17 protein-coding genes and 1 pseudogene are annotated in these 20,447 nt (G+C 43.8%); 3 read left to right on the top strand and 15 right to left on the bottom strand.

The window, feature by feature from the left end; all coding sequences use genetic code 11:
• Positions 1-18: 18 nt before the first annotated feature.
• The 4 genes from ACEN8J_RS07185 to adhE all read right to left on the bottom strand — a co-directional run bounded on the left by ACEN8J_RS07185 (position 19) and on the right by adhE (position 8,473).
• Positions 19-2,241, bottom strand: a complete 2,223-nt coding sequence (locus ACEN8J_RS07185; protein ID WP_029517236.1) for a copper amine oxidase N-terminal domain-containing protein — start codon at positions 2,239-2,241, stop codon at positions 19-21.
• Positions 2,242-2,460: 219 nt separating this feature from the next.
• Positions 2,461-3,219: a pyruvate formate-lyase-activating protein gene (gene pflA, locus ACEN8J_RS07180; RefSeq protein ID WP_029517235.1), complete on the bottom strand. Its 759-nt coding sequence runs from the start codon at positions 3,217-3,219 to the stop codon at positions 2,461-2,463.
• 51 nt (positions 3,220-3,270) lie between these two features.
• Positions 3,271-5,532: a formate C-acetyltransferase gene (pflB, locus tag ACEN8J_RS07175; protein WP_165147081.1), complete on the bottom strand. Its 2,262-nt coding sequence runs from the start codon at positions 5,530-5,532 to the stop codon at positions 3,271-3,273.
• A gap of 328 nt (positions 5,533-5,860) precedes the next feature.
• On the bottom strand, positions 5,861-8,473 hold the full coding sequence (gene adhE, locus ACEN8J_RS07170; RefSeq protein WP_029517233.1) for a bifunctional acetaldehyde-CoA/alcohol dehydrogenase: 2,613 nt from the start codon (positions 8,471-8,473) through the stop codon (positions 5,861-5,863).
• A 258-nt stretch (positions 8,474-8,731) separates the two neighbouring features.
• Between adhE and ACEN8J_RS07165 the strand changes: the two genes are divergently transcribed.
• Complete coding sequence (locus tag ACEN8J_RS07165) at positions 8,732-9,448, top strand: Crp/Fnr family transcriptional regulator (protein ID WP_013310849.1); 717 nt, start codon at positions 8,732-8,734, stop codon at positions 9,446-9,448.
• Between the two features lie 138 nt (positions 9,449-9,586).
• On the opposite strand, the gene ACEN8J_RS07160 is transcribed toward ACEN8J_RS07165, so the two are convergent.
• Entirely contained in the window at positions 9,587-10,354 is a 768-nt protein-coding gene (locus tag ACEN8J_RS07160) for a DODA-type extradiol aromatic ring-opening family dioxygenase (RefSeq protein ID WP_029517232.1), read from the bottom strand.
• Positions 10,355-10,672: 318 nt separating this feature from the next.
• Between ACEN8J_RS07160 and ACEN8J_RS07155 the strand changes: the two genes are divergently transcribed.
• On the top strand, positions 10,673-10,972 hold the full coding sequence (locus ACEN8J_RS07155) for a hypothetical protein (protein WP_223821919.1): 300 nt from the start codon (positions 10,673-10,675) through the stop codon (positions 10,970-10,972).
• A 124-nt stretch (positions 10,973-11,096) separates the two neighbouring features.
• Here ACEN8J_RS07155 and ACEN8J_RS07150 read toward each other — a convergent pair whose 3' ends face one another.
• The 6 genes and pseudogenes from ACEN8J_RS07150 to ACEN8J_RS07125 form a co-directional block, all read right to left on the bottom strand.
• Positions 11,097-11,441, bottom strand: a complete 345-nt coding sequence (locus tag ACEN8J_RS07150; RefSeq protein ID WP_340955834.1) for a winged helix-turn-helix transcriptional regulator — start codon at positions 11,439-11,441, stop codon at positions 11,097-11,099.
• Positions 11,442-11,687: 246 nt separating this feature from the next.
• On the bottom strand, positions 11,688-12,419 hold the full coding sequence (locus tag ACEN8J_RS07145; protein WP_341070963.1) for a ThuA domain-containing protein: 732 nt from the start codon (positions 12,417-12,419) through the stop codon (positions 11,688-11,690).
• Between the two features lie 20 nt (positions 12,420-12,439).
• A complete protein-coding gene (locus ACEN8J_RS07140) occupies positions 12,440-13,408 on the bottom strand; it encodes a sugar phosphate isomerase/epimerase family protein (protein WP_029517230.1) in 969 nt (322 codons plus the stop codon).
• Between the two features lie 75 nt (positions 13,409-13,483).
• Positions 13,484-14,566 carry a Gfo/Idh/MocA family protein gene (locus tag ACEN8J_RS07135; RefSeq protein WP_029517229.1) on the bottom strand — a complete coding sequence of 361 codons (1,083 nt, stop codon included), beginning with the start codon at positions 14,564-14,566 and terminating at the stop codon, positions 13,484-13,486.
• A complete protein-coding gene (locus tag ACEN8J_RS07130; protein ID WP_029517228.1) occupies positions 14,559-15,326 on the bottom strand; it encodes a sugar phosphate isomerase/epimerase family protein in 768 nt (255 codons plus the stop codon). The genes ACEN8J_RS07135 and ACEN8J_RS07130 overlap by 8 nt, the downstream gene beginning before the upstream one ends.
• A 184-nt stretch (positions 15,327-15,510) precedes the next feature.
• Positions 15,511-15,804, bottom strand: a pseudogene (locus ACEN8J_RS07125) (Gfo/Idh/MocA family protein); the annotation flags it as partial.
• Positions 15,805-15,970: 166 nt separating this feature from the next.
• On the opposite strand from ACEN8J_RS07125, the gene ACEN8J_RS07120 reads away from it, so the two are divergent.
• Complete coding sequence (locus ACEN8J_RS07120) at positions 15,971-16,789, top strand: AraC family transcriptional regulator (RefSeq protein ID WP_029517226.1); 819 nt, start codon at positions 15,971-15,973, stop codon at positions 16,787-16,789.
• Between the two features lie 84 nt (positions 16,790-16,873).
• Here the strand turns inward: ACEN8J_RS07120 and ACEN8J_RS07115 are convergent, their stop codons facing one another.
• From ACEN8J_RS07115 to ACEN8J_RS07100, 4 genes are all read right to left on the bottom strand, one after another.
• Complete coding sequence (locus ACEN8J_RS07115) at positions 16,874-18,358, bottom strand: alpha-N-arabinofuranosidase (RefSeq protein WP_495594379.1); 1,485 nt, start codon at positions 18,356-18,358, stop codon at positions 16,874-16,876.
• A 320-nt stretch (positions 18,359-18,678) separates the two neighbouring features.
• Positions 18,679-18,957, bottom strand: a complete 279-nt coding sequence (locus ACEN8J_RS07110) for a DUF6171 family protein (protein WP_029517224.1) — start codon at positions 18,955-18,957, stop codon at positions 18,679-18,681.
• A 95-nt stretch (positions 18,958-19,052) separates the two neighbouring features.
• Entirely contained in the window at positions 19,053-19,373 is a 321-nt protein-coding gene (gene yxiS, locus ACEN8J_RS07105; protein WP_013310862.1) for a protein YxiS, read from the bottom strand.
• A 72-nt stretch (positions 19,374-19,445) separates the two neighbouring features.
• On the bottom strand, positions 19,446-20,390 hold the full coding sequence (locus ACEN8J_RS07100; protein ID WP_029517223.1) for a Gfo/Idh/MocA family protein: 945 nt from the start codon (positions 20,388-20,390) through the stop codon (positions 19,446-19,448).
• Positions 20,391-20,447: the final 57 nt, after the last annotated feature.

The following is a 20,447-nucleotide window of genomic DNA, read 5'->3' as shown; positions in this document are numbered from 1 at the left end:
AGTACCGGTTAATTCATATTAATTTTTAATAGCTGGTAAAGGCATAACTACTACGGAAACCGGCAAGTTACTTCCTGCAGCAGCAGTGAAATACATCTCTACACTTTCCTCGATATGCCCTGTGCGATACAGCACACTCATCTCATTTGGAGCCCATACCGAGCCGTTTGTCGGGATACCCACAACCTGATTGTTTACCATCGCATAGCCGGAATATTCGCCTCCACGCGGGTTGAACGTAATCAGTGAATACGGCGCTACATGATCCAATTTAACTTTATATACAACACCAAAATTACCGGCATTGGAAGCAGAAGAGCCGTCCAGACCATCCGTACCAATCAGGTTCGGGTCTACCTTATTATCGCCAAGAACGATACGTTGAGCTGTTTTACCAACCTCTTCGGTATAATTGAGTGAGATATCCGAATTAGCGTACGTTCCACGGTTATGAATACCGTCCTTAGGCAGTTTTGCCAAAGTAGGCAACACGGTCAACGGATCTGTATTTGCATCTAACACAATAACCGTGTATTGAATAGGTTGATCCGTATATAAATCGGATAACAGAGAAATGACTTGTTTTTGCTTGATTTTTTGTGCGTTCAGATCCTGTAAAATAACGCGGCTTTCGCCAGGATTTAGAACTGTGCTAGAACGCTTGCTTCCATCCTGCATGGATTGAAAATATCGTTGAATCGAGACTTTACCCGCAGCCGTTGCAAATTCAGATGGTCCGGCAAAACCGGAATTTTCGACATTCATGTTGGCAGGAGTAATATTGTTGTTGGTTGCAATCACGTACATTTTCACATCTCGACCCGTTTCATTCACATGATGGACGAGTATGCGCGTGCTTCCTGATCCGGTTTCCTGATACACAATTCCGTCCTGAAATACACGTTCCGGGCTGTTAGCACGGATCAAAAGACGCGGTGAAGATGTACTTGTCAAAGGAATGGTAGCCATGGTAGGCACCTGACTGCCGTCTACTGTATATTTATCACCATATGGTGTGAAGATTTTATTGAAATCATCTTCGTTGTACAGCAGTTCATTCGTAATTTTAATCGTTTCACTTTTGGTACCTGTTGCGCCGTGCTTATCAGTCACGGTTAACGTAATCGTTACATCACCTGGTTGGAAGAAGGCAAGTTTCTTGTTCTCCCAATCACGCTTAGTAATAGCATTCTCATCATCCGTACTCAGGTCCGTAATGGTGATCTTTTCACCCATCTTGTACTCTTTTTTATCTGTAGTAAACAGAGCGACTGGCGGTTGGTTCGGCGGTCTTACTGTAATTGTAACTGAGTAAGGATCACTCCAGTTTCCAGCAGAGTCAAGAACAGAATAGGTAACTACATATGTACCCGGCTCCTGAAATACGTCCTGCTTACCTTCCCAACGTTGGTTCACAATCGGTAGACCTGTAGGAGAAGATTCCTTCGTCAAATACGTAACTTGGGTTTCGCCCGCATAGATATCTTTTTGCTGAACCGTGAAGGAAGCTTTAGGCTTCTGATTCAAATCCATGATAACTTGTTTAGTCGTATTATTCACAGTATAAGGAATATTTAAGGCCTGTGTAATCGAGGTCAACGGCACCATAAATACGTTCTTTTGCTGAAAAGCCGGTCCCTTCATTTGTCTGGCTTCACCGTTAACCGTATAAACCTTGCTGTCTGTTTTGAAGCGCATGACATTTGTTCCTTGTGTGATTACGGTTTCTTTGGTGGCAGTGTCATAACTAAACTGCAATCCGACACGGCTGACAAGTGAACGGATAGCTACATAGGAAACTCCGTCCTTAACAGTCATCGGCTGAGTTGCCGTATACACCTGTCCGTTTTGTTCCATTTTCGCGCTGTTTAAATACAAAATCAGTTGATTAGCACCCATGTTTGTTGGAGCTCCACCAGGATTGGTGATCGTTCCGTCTCCACCGTATACATCATTGGATACGTTCGATCCGTTGGTTGTATCCGTAGGTAGGCCAGTCAATGGATCATTGGTTACGCCTGTGTTATCTGGTGTTACCGTGTTGTTTTGTGTGCCTGTTCCCTCTTGAGCTCCGATACTATTCTGAACGCTGGAATCAGCAACATTGGTCTGAGCCTGCTGTGCGCTAACCGAATCGGTGGATTGAACGGTTGTTGATGCTGCTTCTGCTCCTACAGGGGCTACTGCGGCCACCTGAGCTACCGCCAAAGCGGTGAGCATGGTCCATTTCTTGAAATTCATTGTCTGTCTCCTTCTATCACCAAATTATTATCATTCCCGTAAAAAGTCATACTATTAGACGCGTCAGTTGTTAAAAAGTTTCTGGAAATTTTGCTTATCATGAAAAAAAGGGAACTTTCTCCTGTGACTGCAAAAAATTCAACAACAAAAAACCGCCACCCATCTGACCTGATGTGGCGGCGGCTTCATTACTAAGAAATAGCTTTTGCACCATTTACATTATGATGGACGACAGACAGCATTCTTTCCTGCAGTCTCCAGACGACCCTCTTCAATGAGTCGGTAAGCACGTTGAACTTCTTCGTCTGTAGGAGATGGAACTCCCTCCAACGGATACTCCTTACCGAGCATTTCCCACTTGTAAACACCCATTTGATGGTAAGGTAAAATTTCGAATTTCTCGACTCCGTTCAACGTTCCGATAAACCGTCCCAAATTCAATAAATCTTGCTCGTCATCATGAATACCCGGTACAAATACGTGTCTAATCCACATTTTACGCCCTTGCTCAGACAACCAGCGAGCTGTGCTTAGCATACGGTCGTTGGACTTGCCTGTAAGCTTAATATGCTTGTCGTTGTCAATATGCTTAATATCAAGTAACACCAAGTCTGTTACGTCCAGCAGATCATGGATACGGCCCGCATCATTAAAGCCATTACTGTCCAGTGTCGTGTGCAAATTCCAGCGACGTTTCACTTCTTTGAACAGCTCTGCTACAAAATGAGCTTGCAATGTCGGTTCTCCACCGGATACGGTCAATCCGCCTCCCGAAGAACGGTAATAGGCTAAATACGGTTCAATTTCAGCCAATACTTCCTCTAGGGTCATTGGATTGCCTTCATTCAAGGCCCAAGTGTCCGGATTATGGCAATACTGACATTTCAACAAGCATCCTTGCATAAAGAGCACGAAGCGGATGCCGGGACCATCGACGGTCCCGAAGGTTTCCAATGAGTGTATGTGTCCTTTCAACATGTTGCATCATCCTTCCCGCATCCGCTATGCGTGCGTCATTGTAATACTTATTTACATTGTACCGTGGAAAGTACGGTTAATAACATCCAATTGTTGTTCACGAGTCAGCTTGATAAAGTTAACGGCATAACCGGAAACACGGATCGTCAGCTGTGGATAGTTTTCTGGGTGTTCCATTGCATCCAACAGTTGTTCGCGAGCAAACACATTGACATTCAGATGATGTGCGTGGCTTCCAAAATAGCCATCCATCATCGAAACAAGGTTTGTTTTGCGTGTTTCTTCTTCTTTACCCAGTGCTTTAGGCACGATAGAGAAGGTGTTCGAGATACCATCCAGACTGTGTTCATAAGGCAATTTGGCTACGGAACTCAGAGATGCCAAAGCACCTTTTTTATCACGGCCGTGCATTGGGTTTGCCCCTGGTGCAAACGGTTCGCCTGCTTTACGTCCATCCGGTGTTGTACCTGTTTTCTTACCATACACCACGTTAGAAGTAATAGTCAGTACAGATTGAGTAGGAAGCGCATTACGATAAGCTTTATGCTTGCGAATCATGCTCATGAAGCTCTCTACCAGTTCCACAGCGATGTTATCTACACGGTCATCGTTGTTACCGTAGCAAGGGTATTCGCCTTCAATTTCAAAGTCAACAGCAATCCCTTTTTCGTTACGGATTGGTTTAACTTTTGCAAATTTAATGGCACTCAAGGAGTCGGTAGCAACTGACAGACCCGCAATACCACAAGCCATGGTGCGGAGAATATCACGATCATGCAACGCCATTTCAATGCGTTCGTAGCTATATTTATCATGCATGTAGTGAATAACATTCAAAGTGTTCATATACAGTTTGGCCAACCATTCCATCATAGGTTTGAAGCGACTCAACACTTCTTCATAATCCAGAACTTCACCTGTAATGGCTGGGAATTCAGGCCCTACTTGGACGCCAGATTTTTCATCTTTACCACCGTTAATTGCATACAGCAGAGCTTTAGCCAAGTTAGCACGAGCACCAAAGAATTGCATTTGTTTACCGATTTTCATTGCCGATACACAACAAGCAATACCATAGTCGTCTCCATAAATCGGACGCATCAGATCGTCATTCTCGTACTGAATGGAGCTAGTTTCAATAGAAACTTTCGCACAATATTTTTTGAAGCCTTCAGGCAATTTTTCCGACCACAGTACAGTCAGGTTCGGTTCCGGTGCAGGTCCCAGATTGTAGAGGGTGTGCAGGAAACGGAAGCTGTTTTTAGTTACCCGAGTTTCTCCAGTTACGGACATACCACCAATGGACTCAGTAACCCAAGTTGGATCTCCACTGAACAGTTCATTATAGTCAGGTGTGCGCAAGAACTTAACAATACGCAATTTCATAACAAAATGATCGACCAGTTCTTGAGCTTGTTCTTCTGTCATTGTACCCTCTTCCATATCACGTTGAGAGTAAATATCAAGGAAGGAAGATACACGTCCTAAGGACATTGCTGCACCATTTTGTTCTTTGATTGCTGCAAGATATCCAAAATATACCCATTGGAAAGCTTCTTTCGCATTGTTAGCAGGTTTTGAAATATCAAAACCGTGCTCAGCAGCCATTTGTTTCAGTTCATTCAAAGCACGAATTTGCTCGGAAATTTCCTCACGCAGACGAATTACGTCTTCTTCCATGGAATCAACTTCAAGGCTTTTCAGTTGCAGCTTTTTATCTTGGATCAAGAAGTCTGCACCGTATAAAGCTACACGACGATAGTCACCGATAATACGACCACGGCCGTATGCATCTGGCAGACCAGTAATGATACCAGCTTTACGAGCCGCTCTCATTTCATCTGTATAAGCGTCAAATACACCTTGGTTGTGAGTTTTACGAATATGAGTGAAGATATCAATGATACTTTCTGGCACTTCAAAACCATAGGCTTTGCAAGCGTCGATCATCATTCGAATTCCGCCAAACGGCTGTAAAGAACGTCTGAATGGAGCATCTGTTTGTACACCGACAATTTGCTCTTTATCCCGGTCTAGATAACCCGGTTTATGTGAAATAATAGTGGATGGCGTATTCACGTCTACATCAAGCACGCCGCCGTTTGCCAACTCTTTTTTGGTAAGATCGGATACAATATCCCACAATGCAGTTGTGTTGGCCGTAGGACCAACCAAAAATTCTTCATTGCCAACATAAGGTAAGATATTGGTTTCAATAAAATCGTTGACGTTGACTTCTTTAGTCCATTTGCCTTTTTTAAAACCTCTCCAGCCAGATTGTTGCTCTTGTAATTCTCTCTCAATCACCGACATGTAAATCCCTCCAAATTGTTTGGTCTTCCGGACTTGTGATTTTTTTCACGATAAAGCTATTTCTTGAGCCCGGCCTGTTCACCGATGCCTTACGCTCAGTGTCGGGACCTTTCTTACACCCTTATTGTAGAATAATGATAGAGTGTAGTATGTGACAAAAATCACAATATGAGTGATTTTTGTCACTTTATTTTCCCTAGCTTCGCACCTATATCCTTAGCCTTGCCGTTCACCTCCCTTCCCAAACCAACAGGCCCTCTATATAGAGAGCCTGCATCGGTATTGAACGAGAAAATGCTTTTTCACAAGCCTCTTCTTACCTATTATATTATTGGTCAAAACGTCCGTAGAAGGCATTGCGATAGACATCAGCCAACTCAGTAACCAGTGGCAACTTAGGATTCGCAGTTGTACATTGATCTTCAAATGCGCGGTCAGCCAGATAATCTACACGTGATTCGAAATCTTTCGCATCGAAACCGATTTGTTGGAACGATTCCTCGATACCGAGTGTTTTGTTCATTTTACGGATCGCTTCGATCAAGCTGTTAACCCCTTCTTCGGTGGTGCGTGCAGGCAGTCCCAGTATGCGCGCGATTTCTGCATAACGCTCATCCGCAACAAAGTGCGAATATTTAGGGAACGAAGCAAATTTTGTCGGTTTTTTCGCATTATAACGAATAACGTGCGGCATCAAAATGGCATTCGTGCGGCCATGCGCTGTATGGTATTGTCCACCCCATTTATGTGCAAGACTGTGGTTAATGCCCAAGAATGCATTAGCAAACGCCATACCAGCAAGTGTGGAAGCATTATGCATTTTTTCACGAGCCAGCTTATCACCGGTCAGAGCCGATTGTTCTAGGTATTGGAATACCAATTGAATGGCTTTAATTGCCAGACCATCTGTGTAGTCATTAGCCATTACGGACACGTAAGCCTCGATAGCATGTGTCAGAACGTCCATACCTGTGTCCGCTACAGCTGTTTTAGGCAGCGAATATACAAACACTGGGTCAATAATTGCCACATCAGGAGTCAACTCATAGTCAGCCAGTGGGTACTTCGTGTCGCCCAGGTTTTTGTCCGTAATTACTGCGAACGATGTAACTTCGGAACCTGTACCCGATGTTGTAGGGATAGCTACAAATTGTGCTTTTTGGCCCAGACGTGGGTACTTGTAAATCCGTTTACGGATATCCATGAATTTTTGTTTTAAGTTATTGAAATCAGTATCTGGATATTCATAGAACATCCACATGCCTTTAGCGGCATCCATTGGCGAACCGCCGCCCAGTGCGATGATGCAATCCGGTTGGAAACGTCTCATCATTTCAGTACCACGTTCTACCGTAACTGTCGATGGATCTGGCTCTACTTCAGAGAACACTTCGATAGCTACTGGTGTTTGGCGCTGATGCAGATAATGAATAACACGATCTACATATCCCAGTTGTACCATCATAGGGTCTGTGATAATAGCTACACGTGTGATATCAGGCATTTTAGCAAGATACTGTGTCGAATTTTTTTCAAAATAGATTTTGGAAGGTACTTTGAACCATTGCATATTCACCGTCCGTTTCGCCACCCTTTTCACATTAATCAGATTGACTGCCGATACGTTCGACGAAGTCGAGTTACGACCGTACGAACCGCAACCAAGTGTCAACGAAGGAAGATTGGTGTTGTAAATGTCGCCAATCGCACCATGTGTGGAAGGTGCATTTACAATGATACGTCCTGTTTGCAAACGGTTTGCAAACCGAGCGATAACATCCTCATCGTTCGAATGAATAGCGGACGAGTGACCCATGCCCCCGAATTCCACGACTTCAGCAGCGCGTTGAATACCTTGTTCCGCATTTTTTACTTTATAGCAAGCCAATACAGGACTCAATTTTTCCGCAGACAATGGGAATTTTGTTCCTACCCCTTCAATCTCAGCGACCAAAATTTTAGTTCCTGCTGGTACTGTAATACCACTCATTTCAGCAATTTTCACAGCAGACTGCCCGACAATAGCTGGGTTCACTGCACATTTCTCGACATTCATAGCTCCTTGAGTGAGCTTAGCTGCTTCTTCTTTATTTACAAAATAGCAACCGTTAGCGATCATCAATTTTTTCACTTGTTCGAAGATTGGCTCTTCGATAATAACCGCTTGCTCCGAAGCACAAATCATACCGTTATCAAAAGATTTCGAGAGGATAAGATCGTTCACGGCCTGTTTGATATCTGCTGTTTTTTCAATAAAGCAAGGCACGTTACCAGGACCTACACCAAGTGCTGGTTTACCGCAGCTATAAGCTGCCTTAACCATGCCTGATCCACCAGTTGCCAAAATTAGCGCCACATCAGGGTGGTTCATCAATACATTGGTCTTATCCATCGAAGGTGCTTCAATCCATTGAATACAATCGGCCGGAGCACCATGTTTAACAGCTGCTTCGAGCAAGACGCGGGCTGCTTCCGCACTACACGATTGAGCAGATGGATGGAAACCGAAAATGATTGGGTTACGTGTTTTAATGGCAATCAGCGCTTTGAACATCGTAGTCGAAGTCGGGTTTGTCACTGGAGTGATCCCCATGATAATACCGACTGGCTCTGCTATCTTTTGAAAACTGTCAAAATCATTGTCTTCAATGACACCGACGGTTTTTTCATTTTTGATACTATGATAGATATATTCTGTTGCAAACATGTTTTTGGTGATTTTGTCCTCGTACACACCGCGTCCTGTTTCTTCAACAGCCAACTTCGCCAGGTACATGTGTTTATCCATCCCTGCGAGTGCCATAGCTTGTACGATTTCGTCAATCTGTTCCTGATTCATACTCATGAAAGCTTGCTGTGCCCGGTTCCCCCGGTCAATCAGCGTTTGAATATACTGCTCTGCGCTTTGCTCTTTTTGAATAACCTCGTTTTTAACAGCCATTTCCCTCATCCTCCTGTTATCTCGTGTACTATCTCTTGTTCACGCACTGATCGTAACACAGCTTTTCAAGATATATTGTGATTTTTTTCACAATCTATTTAAAATTTTATTTTATGAAGTGAATTAAATCACAAAGTTTGGAATTCTGCCACTTTTACCCCCTCTTCTTGCCCCAAAAACTCATTGCACAAGTATATAATGAATTTGAATTGATCAAGTTGCAGATAAAAAACATAGGATACAAAGGGGAAATGGACGATGAGAAACCCTACAAATGTAATGGAAGCCCGCGGCAACACCTGTTGCTTCTCGGAGGCCAGCTTCAACCGATTGCAAGTAATGATGAAAGATCGAGTTATGCCAGAAAGCTCGCATCTGTTCTGGGAAGGAGATACAGCGGATAAGCTGTTTTATATTAAGCGCGGACGCGTGAAAGTAACCAAAACAACGGATGAGGGCAAGGAACTTATTCTATATATGTATCAAAGCGGCGATCTTGTTGGTCAAGCCGATCCATTTTTCGGTACTAAGCATTCCTTTTCTGCTGAGGTTCTGGAAGACAGTGATATTGGCGTAATCGATCATACAGATTTGGAACTGCTTATTTGCCAGCATTGTGATTTTGCGATTGACTTTATGAAATGGATGGGTTCACATCACCGCATTACTCAGACTAAGTTCCGCGATTTGATGATGTACGGCAAGCCAGGCGCTTTATGTTCAACGCTCATTCGTCTATGCAATACCTATGGTGAGCCTCACGGCGAACATATCCTGATTCATAAAAAAATTACTCATACTGACTTATCAAATATGATCGGTGCGACCCGGGAAAGCGTAAACCGGATGCTTAGTGATCTACGTAAGAAAAATGCAGTTGAATATGATAATGGTATGATTGTTGTCAAAGATTTGGAAATGCTGCAAGGTGTATGTCATTGTGAACTATGCCCTCGTGAGATTTGCCGGATATAATAAATCGTTTTTTTATGTAAAAGGGAGTGTTATAAGCCACTATAGCTTATAACACTCCCTAATTTATTTCCACTCCCCTACTTATACAGGAGCAGTAGCGAAGCATTTTAATGACAGTCCTTCTTCTGGCGACACTCTTTAAAACTGTAAGCATAGATAACTTAAATTCCCCATCTCATAGCTTCTATGGATAACCTTGGCTTTGTTTGCAGGATTGCCACTCCCCATTGCAATAAACAACGGTACAAAGTGTTCTGCTCTGGGTACGGCCTGGCGAGCATACGGTGCTTCGCTTTCATAGTGATCCAAAGCCTCTATATCTCTACTTTGTACTTTTTCAATAATCCAATCATCAAAATCTATAGCCCAAGGTTCTGTTTTCGTTTCCCCCCATTTGACGATACGCAGATTATGAACAGTCACGCCACTACCAATGACCAGAATATCCTGTTCTCCCAGTCCTCGCAGCACTTCACCAATAGCATATTGTGCTTTGGGCGAGAGATATGGATTTACAGAGATCTGAACTACCGGAATGTCTGCCTCAGGATACATACGATGCAACAATGTCCAAGATCCATGATCCAATCCCCTCACCCGATCAGTTTCTACGTCAATGCCCTTTTGTTCATATAATTTTTTCAGCTTATTGGCCAGTTCCACAGAACCATGTGCTGGATATTTCACTGTGTACAGTTCCGGTGGAAAACCGCCAAAATCATAAATAGTATCGTACACGTCATCCATCGAACTGATTGTCAACGTTTGTGTTTCCCAATGAGCAGTAAAGATAACTATTGCTTTAGGACGAATACTTTTCCCCAGTTGCTCTAAAAATGAAGTATAGTCCGTCTGTTCAATAGCAAGCATCGGTGAGCCATGGGCCAAAAATAAAGATGGCATCATATAAAGATCCCCTTATCATAAACAATTTATTTTATTCATCAAGTAACTTTATGTAAGTAATGATACATAAGTAATAGAGTCATGTCAACACAGATTTTAACATACACTTAAAGGTCAAAGATTCTATAAATAAAGATTGATATAGGTATAATGTCATAGTAATATGTAACTAATAAATTTTAAAATTTCACTTTATTTCGATACAAAGGACTGGTTTCTATGGAGATACATACTTCTAATTGCCCAAAATGCGGTTCCGTTTTTCGTCAAAACCTTAGAAACCTCTGTAGTACTTGTATTCAGGAAGAAAATATATTCTTGGACCGCTGTTCTAACTATCTATGGAAGCATCCTTCTACTCATACTCGCCAGCTCAGTGACGTAACTGGTACACCTATAGAATTGCTCACAGATTGGGTAAGAGCAGGCAAATTTCCCTCCACATACAGTCAGCTTGATTATCCTTGTGAGTCCTGCCGTTCCCCTATTTATGCAGGGAGACTTTGTCATTCCTGTCTGGGTACATTCCGTTCGGCCGCGCTGGATATTCAAACCCGTGTGCCTCGCCGTGCAACAGCAGCATTATTCTCAGTTGCAGGGCGCGTCAAAGGCTATTAAGTCGTGCTGCCTAAGCACATCATTTCTGCAAAATGGATAAGTAGTCCTAAACGCAATATAAAAAACAGCCTTTTTTCTAGGAAAAGGCTGTTTTGCTATGAAAAACGCTTATTTAGTTTGGTGCTCATCTAATCCATTCCTCAGCCCAAAATTGAATCTGTTCCATAACCGGCTGAAGTGCACGGCCTTTGGTTGTTAGCTCGTATTCAATGCGGACAGGAGTTTCTGGATATACATGACGTGTAAGAATTCCTTCATTTTCCAAATCTTTCATCCGCTCTGATAACATTTTGTCACTCATTGTGGGAATCAGATTGGAAATATCCTTAAACCGCTTAGGACCGCTCATCATGGATTGAATAATTAATCCATTCCAACGCTTGCCCAAACATGAAAAGGCGGTTTCAAAACGCGGACACATTTTTGTATATTGCGGTTGACTTTCCAAATTTTTCACCTTCTTTTGCATTTCGGTTTGATAAAGCTTTCCTTTTGTTAGTATATATCATTTTAGCATACTTTATCCCGAAAGAAAACACTTTCTTCTTAAATTAAATACCTGCGCCGATAAAGTTGCCATGACCAAAACTGATTATACAACAAACCAACACAGCAGGTATATGTCTAAATCGTTAAATACAAAAAGGCGGAATCCCAAGAGGTTCCGCCTATCAATCTGTTCATTATACAGCTCATCAATATGTGATGATTGTCATTATACCAACACTCCACCGAGAGGTCTTACTGGTTCACTTCTACCATATATTGGTTTGTTAATACTTGTCGGAGAAGTCCAACGAATGCTGTTTGCAATAACTTTCAAAATGTCAGGCTGGTAATAAGTCGGATAGGTCTCATGGCCTGGGCGGAAATAGAATATCTTACCGCTACCTCGGCGGAAGGTACATCCGGTTCTAAATACTTCGCCGCCTTCAAAGTTACTAACAAATACCAGTTCATCCGGCGTAGGAATATCAAAGAACTCGCCATACATCTCTTCCTGCTTCAACAATATTTTGGCGTCAATGCCTTCTGCAATGGGATGTGACGGATTCACCGACCAAATAATCTCCTGTTCACCTGCCACCCTCCATTTCAGATCGCAGCTAGTGCCCATCAGGGCTTTGAATGGCTTGGAAAAATGGCCTGAGTGCAGCACGATTAAGCCCATTCCTTCCTGCACTCGCTTGACAACACGCGCCGTAACTTCATCGCTCACCTGATCATGGGCTTTATGCCCCCACCACAGCAGCACATCTGTGGAATTCAAGACTTCTTCTCCCAAACCATGCTCTGCATCATCACGCAGTGTAGCTGTTCGAATGGCAAATCCCTCTCCTGCCAGGCCGTCAGCCAACGCTTTGTGTATCCCGTCAGGGTATATCTGTTTGGCTTCATCATTCAACTTTTCGTTCAAAAATTCATTCCAAATGGTGACGTTAATCATCAACATTTCCCCCTATTAGGTTAGACCCACCACATCTCGCTCAGCGGTTCTTCAATCAGTACCTGGCGAAGATTGTGGACAGCCTTAGTAAAGCCCTCTTCCACGGACATCAGACCATCTTCATGCTCAATACTCACTACATGATCGTATCCCACCAGGCGCAGAGCACTGATAATATCTGCCCAGGTTTTTACATCATGTCCATAACCCACAGTACGGAACTGCCAAGCGCGATCTAGCATTTTCGTATATTCCTGCATATCGGTAAGTCCATATTTATTTACATTAATCGGATCAATCGTCGTATCCTTGGCATGAAAGTGGTGAATAGCTCCCTCTCGGCCCAAAATTTGAACTGCCTGCACAGGGTCAATTCCCTGCCACCACATATGGCTCGGATCGAGATTAGCACCAATAACCTCTCCCGCAGCTTCACGTAAACGAAGCAAGGTCGCTGGTGTATGAACGGAGAAGCCTCCGTGTAGCTCCAATCCAATTTTAACATGATGATCTGCTGCAAATTTCCCCGTCTCGGTCCAGTAAGGAATAATTTTATTCTCCCATTGCCACTTCAACACTTCTTGAAAATCATTAGGCCACGGAGCCACAGGCCAGTTTGGATATTTCGCATCCTCATGATCTCCCGGACAGCCGGAGAAAGTGTTCACAACTGGAACTTCCAGCTTTTCTGCCAATCGAACGGTTTTAAGAAACGTATCATGATCAGCCTGGGCCAAATGCTTTTGCGGATGAAGAGGATTGCCGTGACAGCTAAGTGCGCTAATCGTTAGTCCGCGGGACTCTACTGCCTTTTTAAAATTTTTGAGCGCTGCATCATTCTCCAGCAATTCATCCGGCTTACAATGCTTATCCCCCGGGTTGCCGCCTGTACCGATTTCTACAGCATCCAATCCTTGAGAAGCCACATAATCCAACGCTTCCTCCAGCGAACGGCCACCGAACAACACCATAAATACTCCAAGTTTCAAAAGAAATCCCCCCTGTATCATATGTGAAAAAAGCTGCTTTCATTATAACGATGGTCTATTCGGGATAATTACGGCTTAGTCAAAATAGACAGCTTTTCCCGTACGTGCCGATTCATAGATAGCTTCCAAAATTTCAGTAACAACCAGTGCCTGTTCCGGCTTCACAAGAGGTTCTTTGTCGTCCAGAATAGATTCGATCCACAGGCGGGCTTCGCGGTCTGCTTCATTTTCCGTCTCTCCAGAGTAAAAGGCAACACCACCTGCATCCAGATCTATTTTCGTATCAAACAAACGGCTGTTCTTTTCTCCGTTAATGCGCAATCCATCCTGCATATCAGCTCCGCCTTCGGTACCGCATAACAGTGTCTTCGCTTCGCCAAACTCTACAACGTTCAATGCCCAGCTGGATTCCAGTACAATCGTAGCTCCATTTTGCATCGTAATAAAACCAAAAGCTGAGTCCTCTACCTTAAATTCCTCAGGGTTCCAAGGCCCAAAGGCATTTGCCGCATCTTTACGATCCCCTAGCTTATGGAAAGTTGAACCTAGTACGCTTTTAGGCTTGTAATTATCCATCAGCCAGAGTGTCAGGTCTAGTGCATGCGTGCCAATATCAATAAGAGGACCACCGCCCTGCTTCTCTTCATCCAAGAATACTCCCCAAGTCGGAACCGCGCGACGGCGTAGAGCAATGGCTTTGCCCAGATAAATTTCTCCAAGCTCTCCTTGCTCGACTAATTGCTTCAGGTACAAACTGTCATCACGATAACGGTTTTGATACGCTATGGACAGCTTCTTACCTGTGCGGTTGGCCGCATCAAGCATCTCCCGTGCTTGCTCAGCAGTTTTAGCCATCGGCTTTTCACACAGCACATGCTTACCTGCCTCAAGCGCCGCTACGGTAATTTCCGAGTGCGAGTCGTTAGGTGTACATACATGTACGACTTCAATGTCTTTATTTTCTAACAGCTTACGGTAATCGCTATAAACTTGCGAGCCATCAACACCAAACTTTTCTGCTGCCTCTTCAGCGCGCTCCTGAATGATGTCACAAAATGCAACGATCTCCGCACGCTTCTGCTTGGCAAGACTCGGCAAGTGTTTGCCGTTGGCAATGCCTCCACAACCAATAATCCCGATTTTAAGTGTTTTAGACATGAATATTTCCTCCCTGAGCTGCGTATTGTTGGAGCCATTTAATGCTGGTTTCAATGCTTTCGATTGGAGGGTTTGAGCAGAAATCCTGTTCCACGACGACCCAATCCACACCTGCCTGAATAGCGGCGTCTGTAATGGCCTGAAGCTGCACTTCGCCTTTGCCAAGCTCTACAGTCACTGCTTTTTGCTGCTCGTCACGTGCCATATCCTTTAAGTGAATGATAGGCAGGCGTCCATTATAACGTCCGATGTATTCCACTGGATCATAGCCCCCGTAGTATACCCAACAAGTATCCATTTCGACCTGTAACAAATCATCGGAAACTGCATCATATAAAGCATCGAATACTGGGCGATCATTGATCTTTTCTGTTAATTCAAAATCATGATTATGATAAGCCAGTATCAAACCCTGTTCCTTCACTTTTTCACCAATACGATTTAAATTAGCAAAAAGTTCATCCCACTCCCGCTGTTCTTCGGTTAAATAAGGAACGATTAGGTACTTATTGCCCAATTCTTTGTGGTATGAAATCTCCTCATCCAAATGATCCAGCAAGCGAGAATATTGTACATGAGTTCCGACAACTTCCAGATTCAGTTCATCCAAGAGCGCTCTGACATCCTTGGCATTGCGTCCGAAAAAGGTATGAAATTCTACTCCTTTATAGCCAAGCTCAGCTACCTTGCGCAATGTACCTTCAAAATCCTGTTCAAGCTCTTCCCTTACGGTGTACAATTGCAATCCTACTTTAGCCATTACCCTTCACCTCTTTAAGTTAGGAACCATTATATCTGTTCCATAATACACATCCTCGTCCGGCTTGAACGTACTTACCAGCGTAATGTATTGCCTTCCAATGATGAGTGCTGAAAAGCATGCATGGCTTCTAACACATGGTAGGCCAGCTCAGCATTGGCACGATGGTCCGTGAATTTCAATGCGCCAAAGGCTTTTCACTGTACACATGCTTGCCTGCCTCTAGTATCGCTATATCTGACCATACGTGGCTGCCAGGCACGGTCAGATTAAATACAAGCTCAATTTCAGGCTGGCACAGTAATTCATCCGATTTGTATACGTTTTCAATGTTGAATTTATCGGCCCTCTCCTTTGCCCTCTCATCCAGTAAATCAGCGATGGCCACCACTTCAATGAGTGGGCTCTTTTGGAGATTTTCAAGATATACCGAGCTAATAGTACCGCATCCGATAATCCCGGCCTTCATTCGTTCCACGTCGTCACACTCCTTGGCCTCCAACATGTACTTTCTCATCTAACATGTAAGCTTTACAGTTCACATAGTATTCTATTTCTGTTTCGTTTAAAATGAATAATATGATTAAAACATGAACAATCTGGTCAATATTTGAAACAGCCATATGCCCAAAGGAGTCATCATCATGTCTATCGTCGAGCCTTGTCAGGTTCTTACCGCAGGCTATTCCTTCCATCGAAAGCCCTTTTATTCGAACCAGCCTGAGGGGATCAAAAATTATTTATTCCGTTTGCAAACAGATGGACGTTGCCAAGCCCGCATTAACGGGGAAATGACACGGATTGAGGCAGGTGACCTACTGTTATTCAATCCTACCGAGCCTTATGAACTGGATATTCATAGTGAGTTGAATCCCATGGGAGAGCTGGTCGTGGAAAGCGGAGATTATCACATTTTTTTCGGTGGTTCCTGGGTAGATGAGTGGTGGAACCATCATAAACGACCCAACAGAATTAAGGTTCAGCTCACAGAAGCCCTGCTTGGCCTATTTCGTCAGCTTGTGATGGAGCAACGACGTATTTCTAATCCTTACCCGGAAATATCAAGTTATTACATACGCATTTTATGTTTGGAGTTTGACCGTATGCTATCCGATCATCCTATCGCTACTCATCATAACTATCTTGCGTATCAGATTAAAAATTATATTGAAGAAAATGCATCCTCTAACTTCAAACTGGATGACGTGTCTTCACACGTCGGTATCAGCGTATCCCGAGCAGTGCATCTGTTTAAGGAAACATTCGATACGAGCATTATGCAGTACACGCTGGACATCAGGCTTAACATGGCGAGAGAACGAATCATTTTCAGTCCCATGTCACTGGAACAAGCCGCCGAATCGTCAGGATTTGCAAATTACACGTATTTTCACCGTGTATTTCGTTCCCGCTTCGGTATGTCGCCTAAGGAATTCAGGGTGATTCACCGCGAGCAATTGTAGGACAAAGAGAGCGTTCACCTGAACGCTCTCTTTGTTCATAACCAATAATAGTGGATACTGCTTACATACCACGACCCAGCTTTTTTACGGAGCAATTGTCAGCATCACTACTGACATTGGTGGCAGTGTAACATCCAAATGCTGACCTTGAAGCTGATAGGATGTGAAAGCTTCCTTTTTCACACGCTCTGGCTGATCAAACGTATTATGTGCCTGCATATCGTCGTTGGCAAGGACAACACCACTGATCTTTTTAACCTCTTCCAGTCCTCTTAGCTCCAAATTCAAGTTTGCCGACTCGCCCGGATGGACGTTGCAAAAGCTGATATGAATATTACCATCCTGCGCCTTGGAGGCGGACACGCTTACTTGCGGGATGGAATCCCCGTCATATTCATAATCGCCTACCTTTACATGAACAGCCAGTGCTTGCGCATCCTGATGCACCTTAAACATTTCAAATATATGGTATGTCGGCGTCAACAGCATAGCAGGACCTTCGGTCAGAACCATTGCTTGTAAAACATTGACCATTTGAGCAATATTCGTCATCTGTACTCGGTCATGGTGATTATGGAAAATGTGTAGATGCAGCCCAGCTACCAGCGCATCGCGCATCGTATTTTGTTGATACAGGAAGCCCGGATTGGTCCCTGGCTCAGTCAGGAACCAAGTTCCCCATTCATCGATGATCAGTCCGACCCTTTTGTCAGGATCATATTGGTCCATAATAGCAGAATGACGAGTAATCAATTCATCCATGTGCAGTGATTTTTTCATCGTCTCGAACCATTCCGCTTCATCAAAGCCGAGTGCTTGCCGTTTCCCTTCCCAGTTTCCCGGGATCGTATAGTTATGCAGGCTCAAACCGTCCATAAGATGCCCAGCTTCACGCATCAACACTTCGGTCCAACGATAATCGTCCACATTCGCCCCACCTGCAATCCGATAAATGCGGTTCTCGCCATAGTTACGGACATATGTCTGATAGCAGCGATACAGATCGGCATAATATTCTGGGCGCATGTTACCGCCACAACCCCAGTTTTCGTTACCCACTCCAAAATATTTGAGCTTCCATGGTTTCTCACGACCGTTTTCCTGACGCCATGCAGCCATTGGGGACTCTCCATCGAAGGTCATGTACTCTACCCATTCCGACATTTCCTGAACTGTACCACTGCCGACATTTCCACAAATATAAGGCTCTGCATCTAACAGCTCGCACAATTGAAAAAACTCATGTGTGCCAAAATGATTATTTTCAACCACACCGCCCCAATGCGTATTTACCATTCTCTTACGATTTCCTTTGGGTCCGATACCATCTTTCCAATGATATTCATCGGCAAAACAGCCTCCCGGCCAGCGCAGCACAGGAATATTCAGCTTTTTCAGCGCTTCCACCACATCATTACGAATTCCGTTTGTGTTCGGAATCGGTGAGTCCTCTCCAACCCATATGCCTTCATAAATGCAACGTCCAAGATGCTCAGCAAATTGTCCATAAATGTTTTTATTAATAATGCCTTGTTTCCAATCGGTATTAACAACAATAGAACCCTTCACAACAAACCCTCCCCAAAAATATTAAGATTGTTGGAACACCCGCATAAATGTTTACGCTTTCATTTCGGTGTAAATATCACTCATTCCACCGAGCTTCTTTCGATTTTAATTTTTACGCATCATCACATCTAGCAAACATTAATATATTTATTAATAATTAAATAAAAATATTTCACGTGTTTAATATATTTTATTGTCTACTTTTTGTCAATCGTTAAGAAAAGGTCCAATCAAACCAAAAAGCCTGCCATTAAGGCAGACCAAGGTATGACTACTTTAACCCGTAATCCAGGTTCAGCCGAGCCTGAGCATTGTATCTTTTAGGCTGTTCCTATCCACCGTGAACCATGGTAACTGGGACAATTTTGAGCTGCCGCCAAAGCACGTACACGAACAATACTTCCGCTGATACCACACGTATGTCCGGACATTAACTCTTCACATTGTGAGCAGGCCAACAGTCTGGCTTCGTACACTTCATCGTTTACACATTCCATTTTGGGTCTCATGTTGGTTAGAATTCTGGTAATTTGCTCTTCCGATATCGAGATATCTCTTTCACAACCTTTGCAGGTGCTTGGCACAGGTATATCTTCCATCGTCAGCTTACCTCCCCATCAACAATGTCTTAAGTAAATATAGTGAGTCCATGATGCCATAAATGATAACAGTATATCCTTTATTCTGGCTAGCCCTATTTCCGTTCCGACGGAAGGCTGGCAGCCGCCTCGGATACGACCATCGCCAAGTCCTCATTTCCGAACATGGATAGTACCCCTAATACTGTATCCAGCGGAATATCACCCGCTTCTTCACGCGATACAGTCAATTTGCGTACTCGTAGCAGACGCTCGTTGCTATCCTGATGCGGATACGCTACACGATATAATTCCTCTGGCTCCAACCCGTGATTGATACACCATTGCGCAAATACAAGAATCATCATATCTTCTTCTTGCTTATAATTTTCGATGATGGCTTCTTCTAGCTGTTTACCACGATTATCTTCTTCCATTCATTCATTTCTCCTTCAACCTAATTCTTGATGTCTGTCTGGACTGTTAAGATCATGTTCGGACGTTCCATATTAATCACTCAAACGGTTGATCAGTTCGTCAGCCAGCATATGGCTTTCCAATACTTTTCCAGCTCGTACAGCACACTCCTCCGGACGATGAATATGCTCCAGAAAATGATTCACGACTCCTGTGAATCCTCGTCTTTCCAAAATCGTATCCCAGCTTCCAAAAGCTTGCGTTAATGGTGAATGATTTTTTTGCATAAAAACAGCCTGTTCCATATTTGTTACTTCAACAGACCGTCCTGCCCCGTGAAGCTCCAGTTTTTCTATGTCAGCTCCTGCCTGTCTACTCATACTGTAGCTTCCGGTGGCATTTCCCAAACGTACAGTCCCGAACGCAGCATCCATATATCCTTCACTCGTCGTATTCAGACTACTATGCAGCAGTTCATAATCATCGCCACCCAGCCACAAAAGCAAGTCAAGCATATGAATTAAATCATCATAAACCGTCTGTGCCGCCGGTCTTCGATCATATCCAGTACGATGTTTAATAGCCGCACATTGACTGAATCCACCCGCTTCCTCTAACCAAGCCTTAGCAGCAACATAATGCGGGGCAAAACGCCGATTAAATCCCACCGCCAGCAGCACGGCCTGTGCTTCCGCAAAAGCGGTCATTTCCAGATTCTGACGAACATCATAGGACAACGGTTTATCCACATACACGGCAATCCCTTTTTCAATACACGCCATAACCAGATCAAAATGAGCTTCGGTCGCGGCATGTATAAATACAGCTTCCGGTTCCCATGCCAGCATCTCCTTCACATCTGTCGTTCCTCTAGGCAACCTATATTGCTCCATGACGGAACTTACCGGCTCCTGTGAACGGTTCATGACACCTACAATGTCTACACCTTGGTGTGCAGCCAGTAACGGCAAATATACTTTACGAGCAATACCACCCAGTCCCGCAATGGCTACCCTTGTCTTCGTTTGCTTGTCCATATCATTCCCACCTCTAATCACTCATTCATCTGTTGTCTAGTTTACATGGAAGTCTGC

The organism is Paenibacillus sp. Paensp38, assembly GCF_059491915.1.
This window is presented reverse-complemented; position numbering and strand designations above follow the sequence as displayed.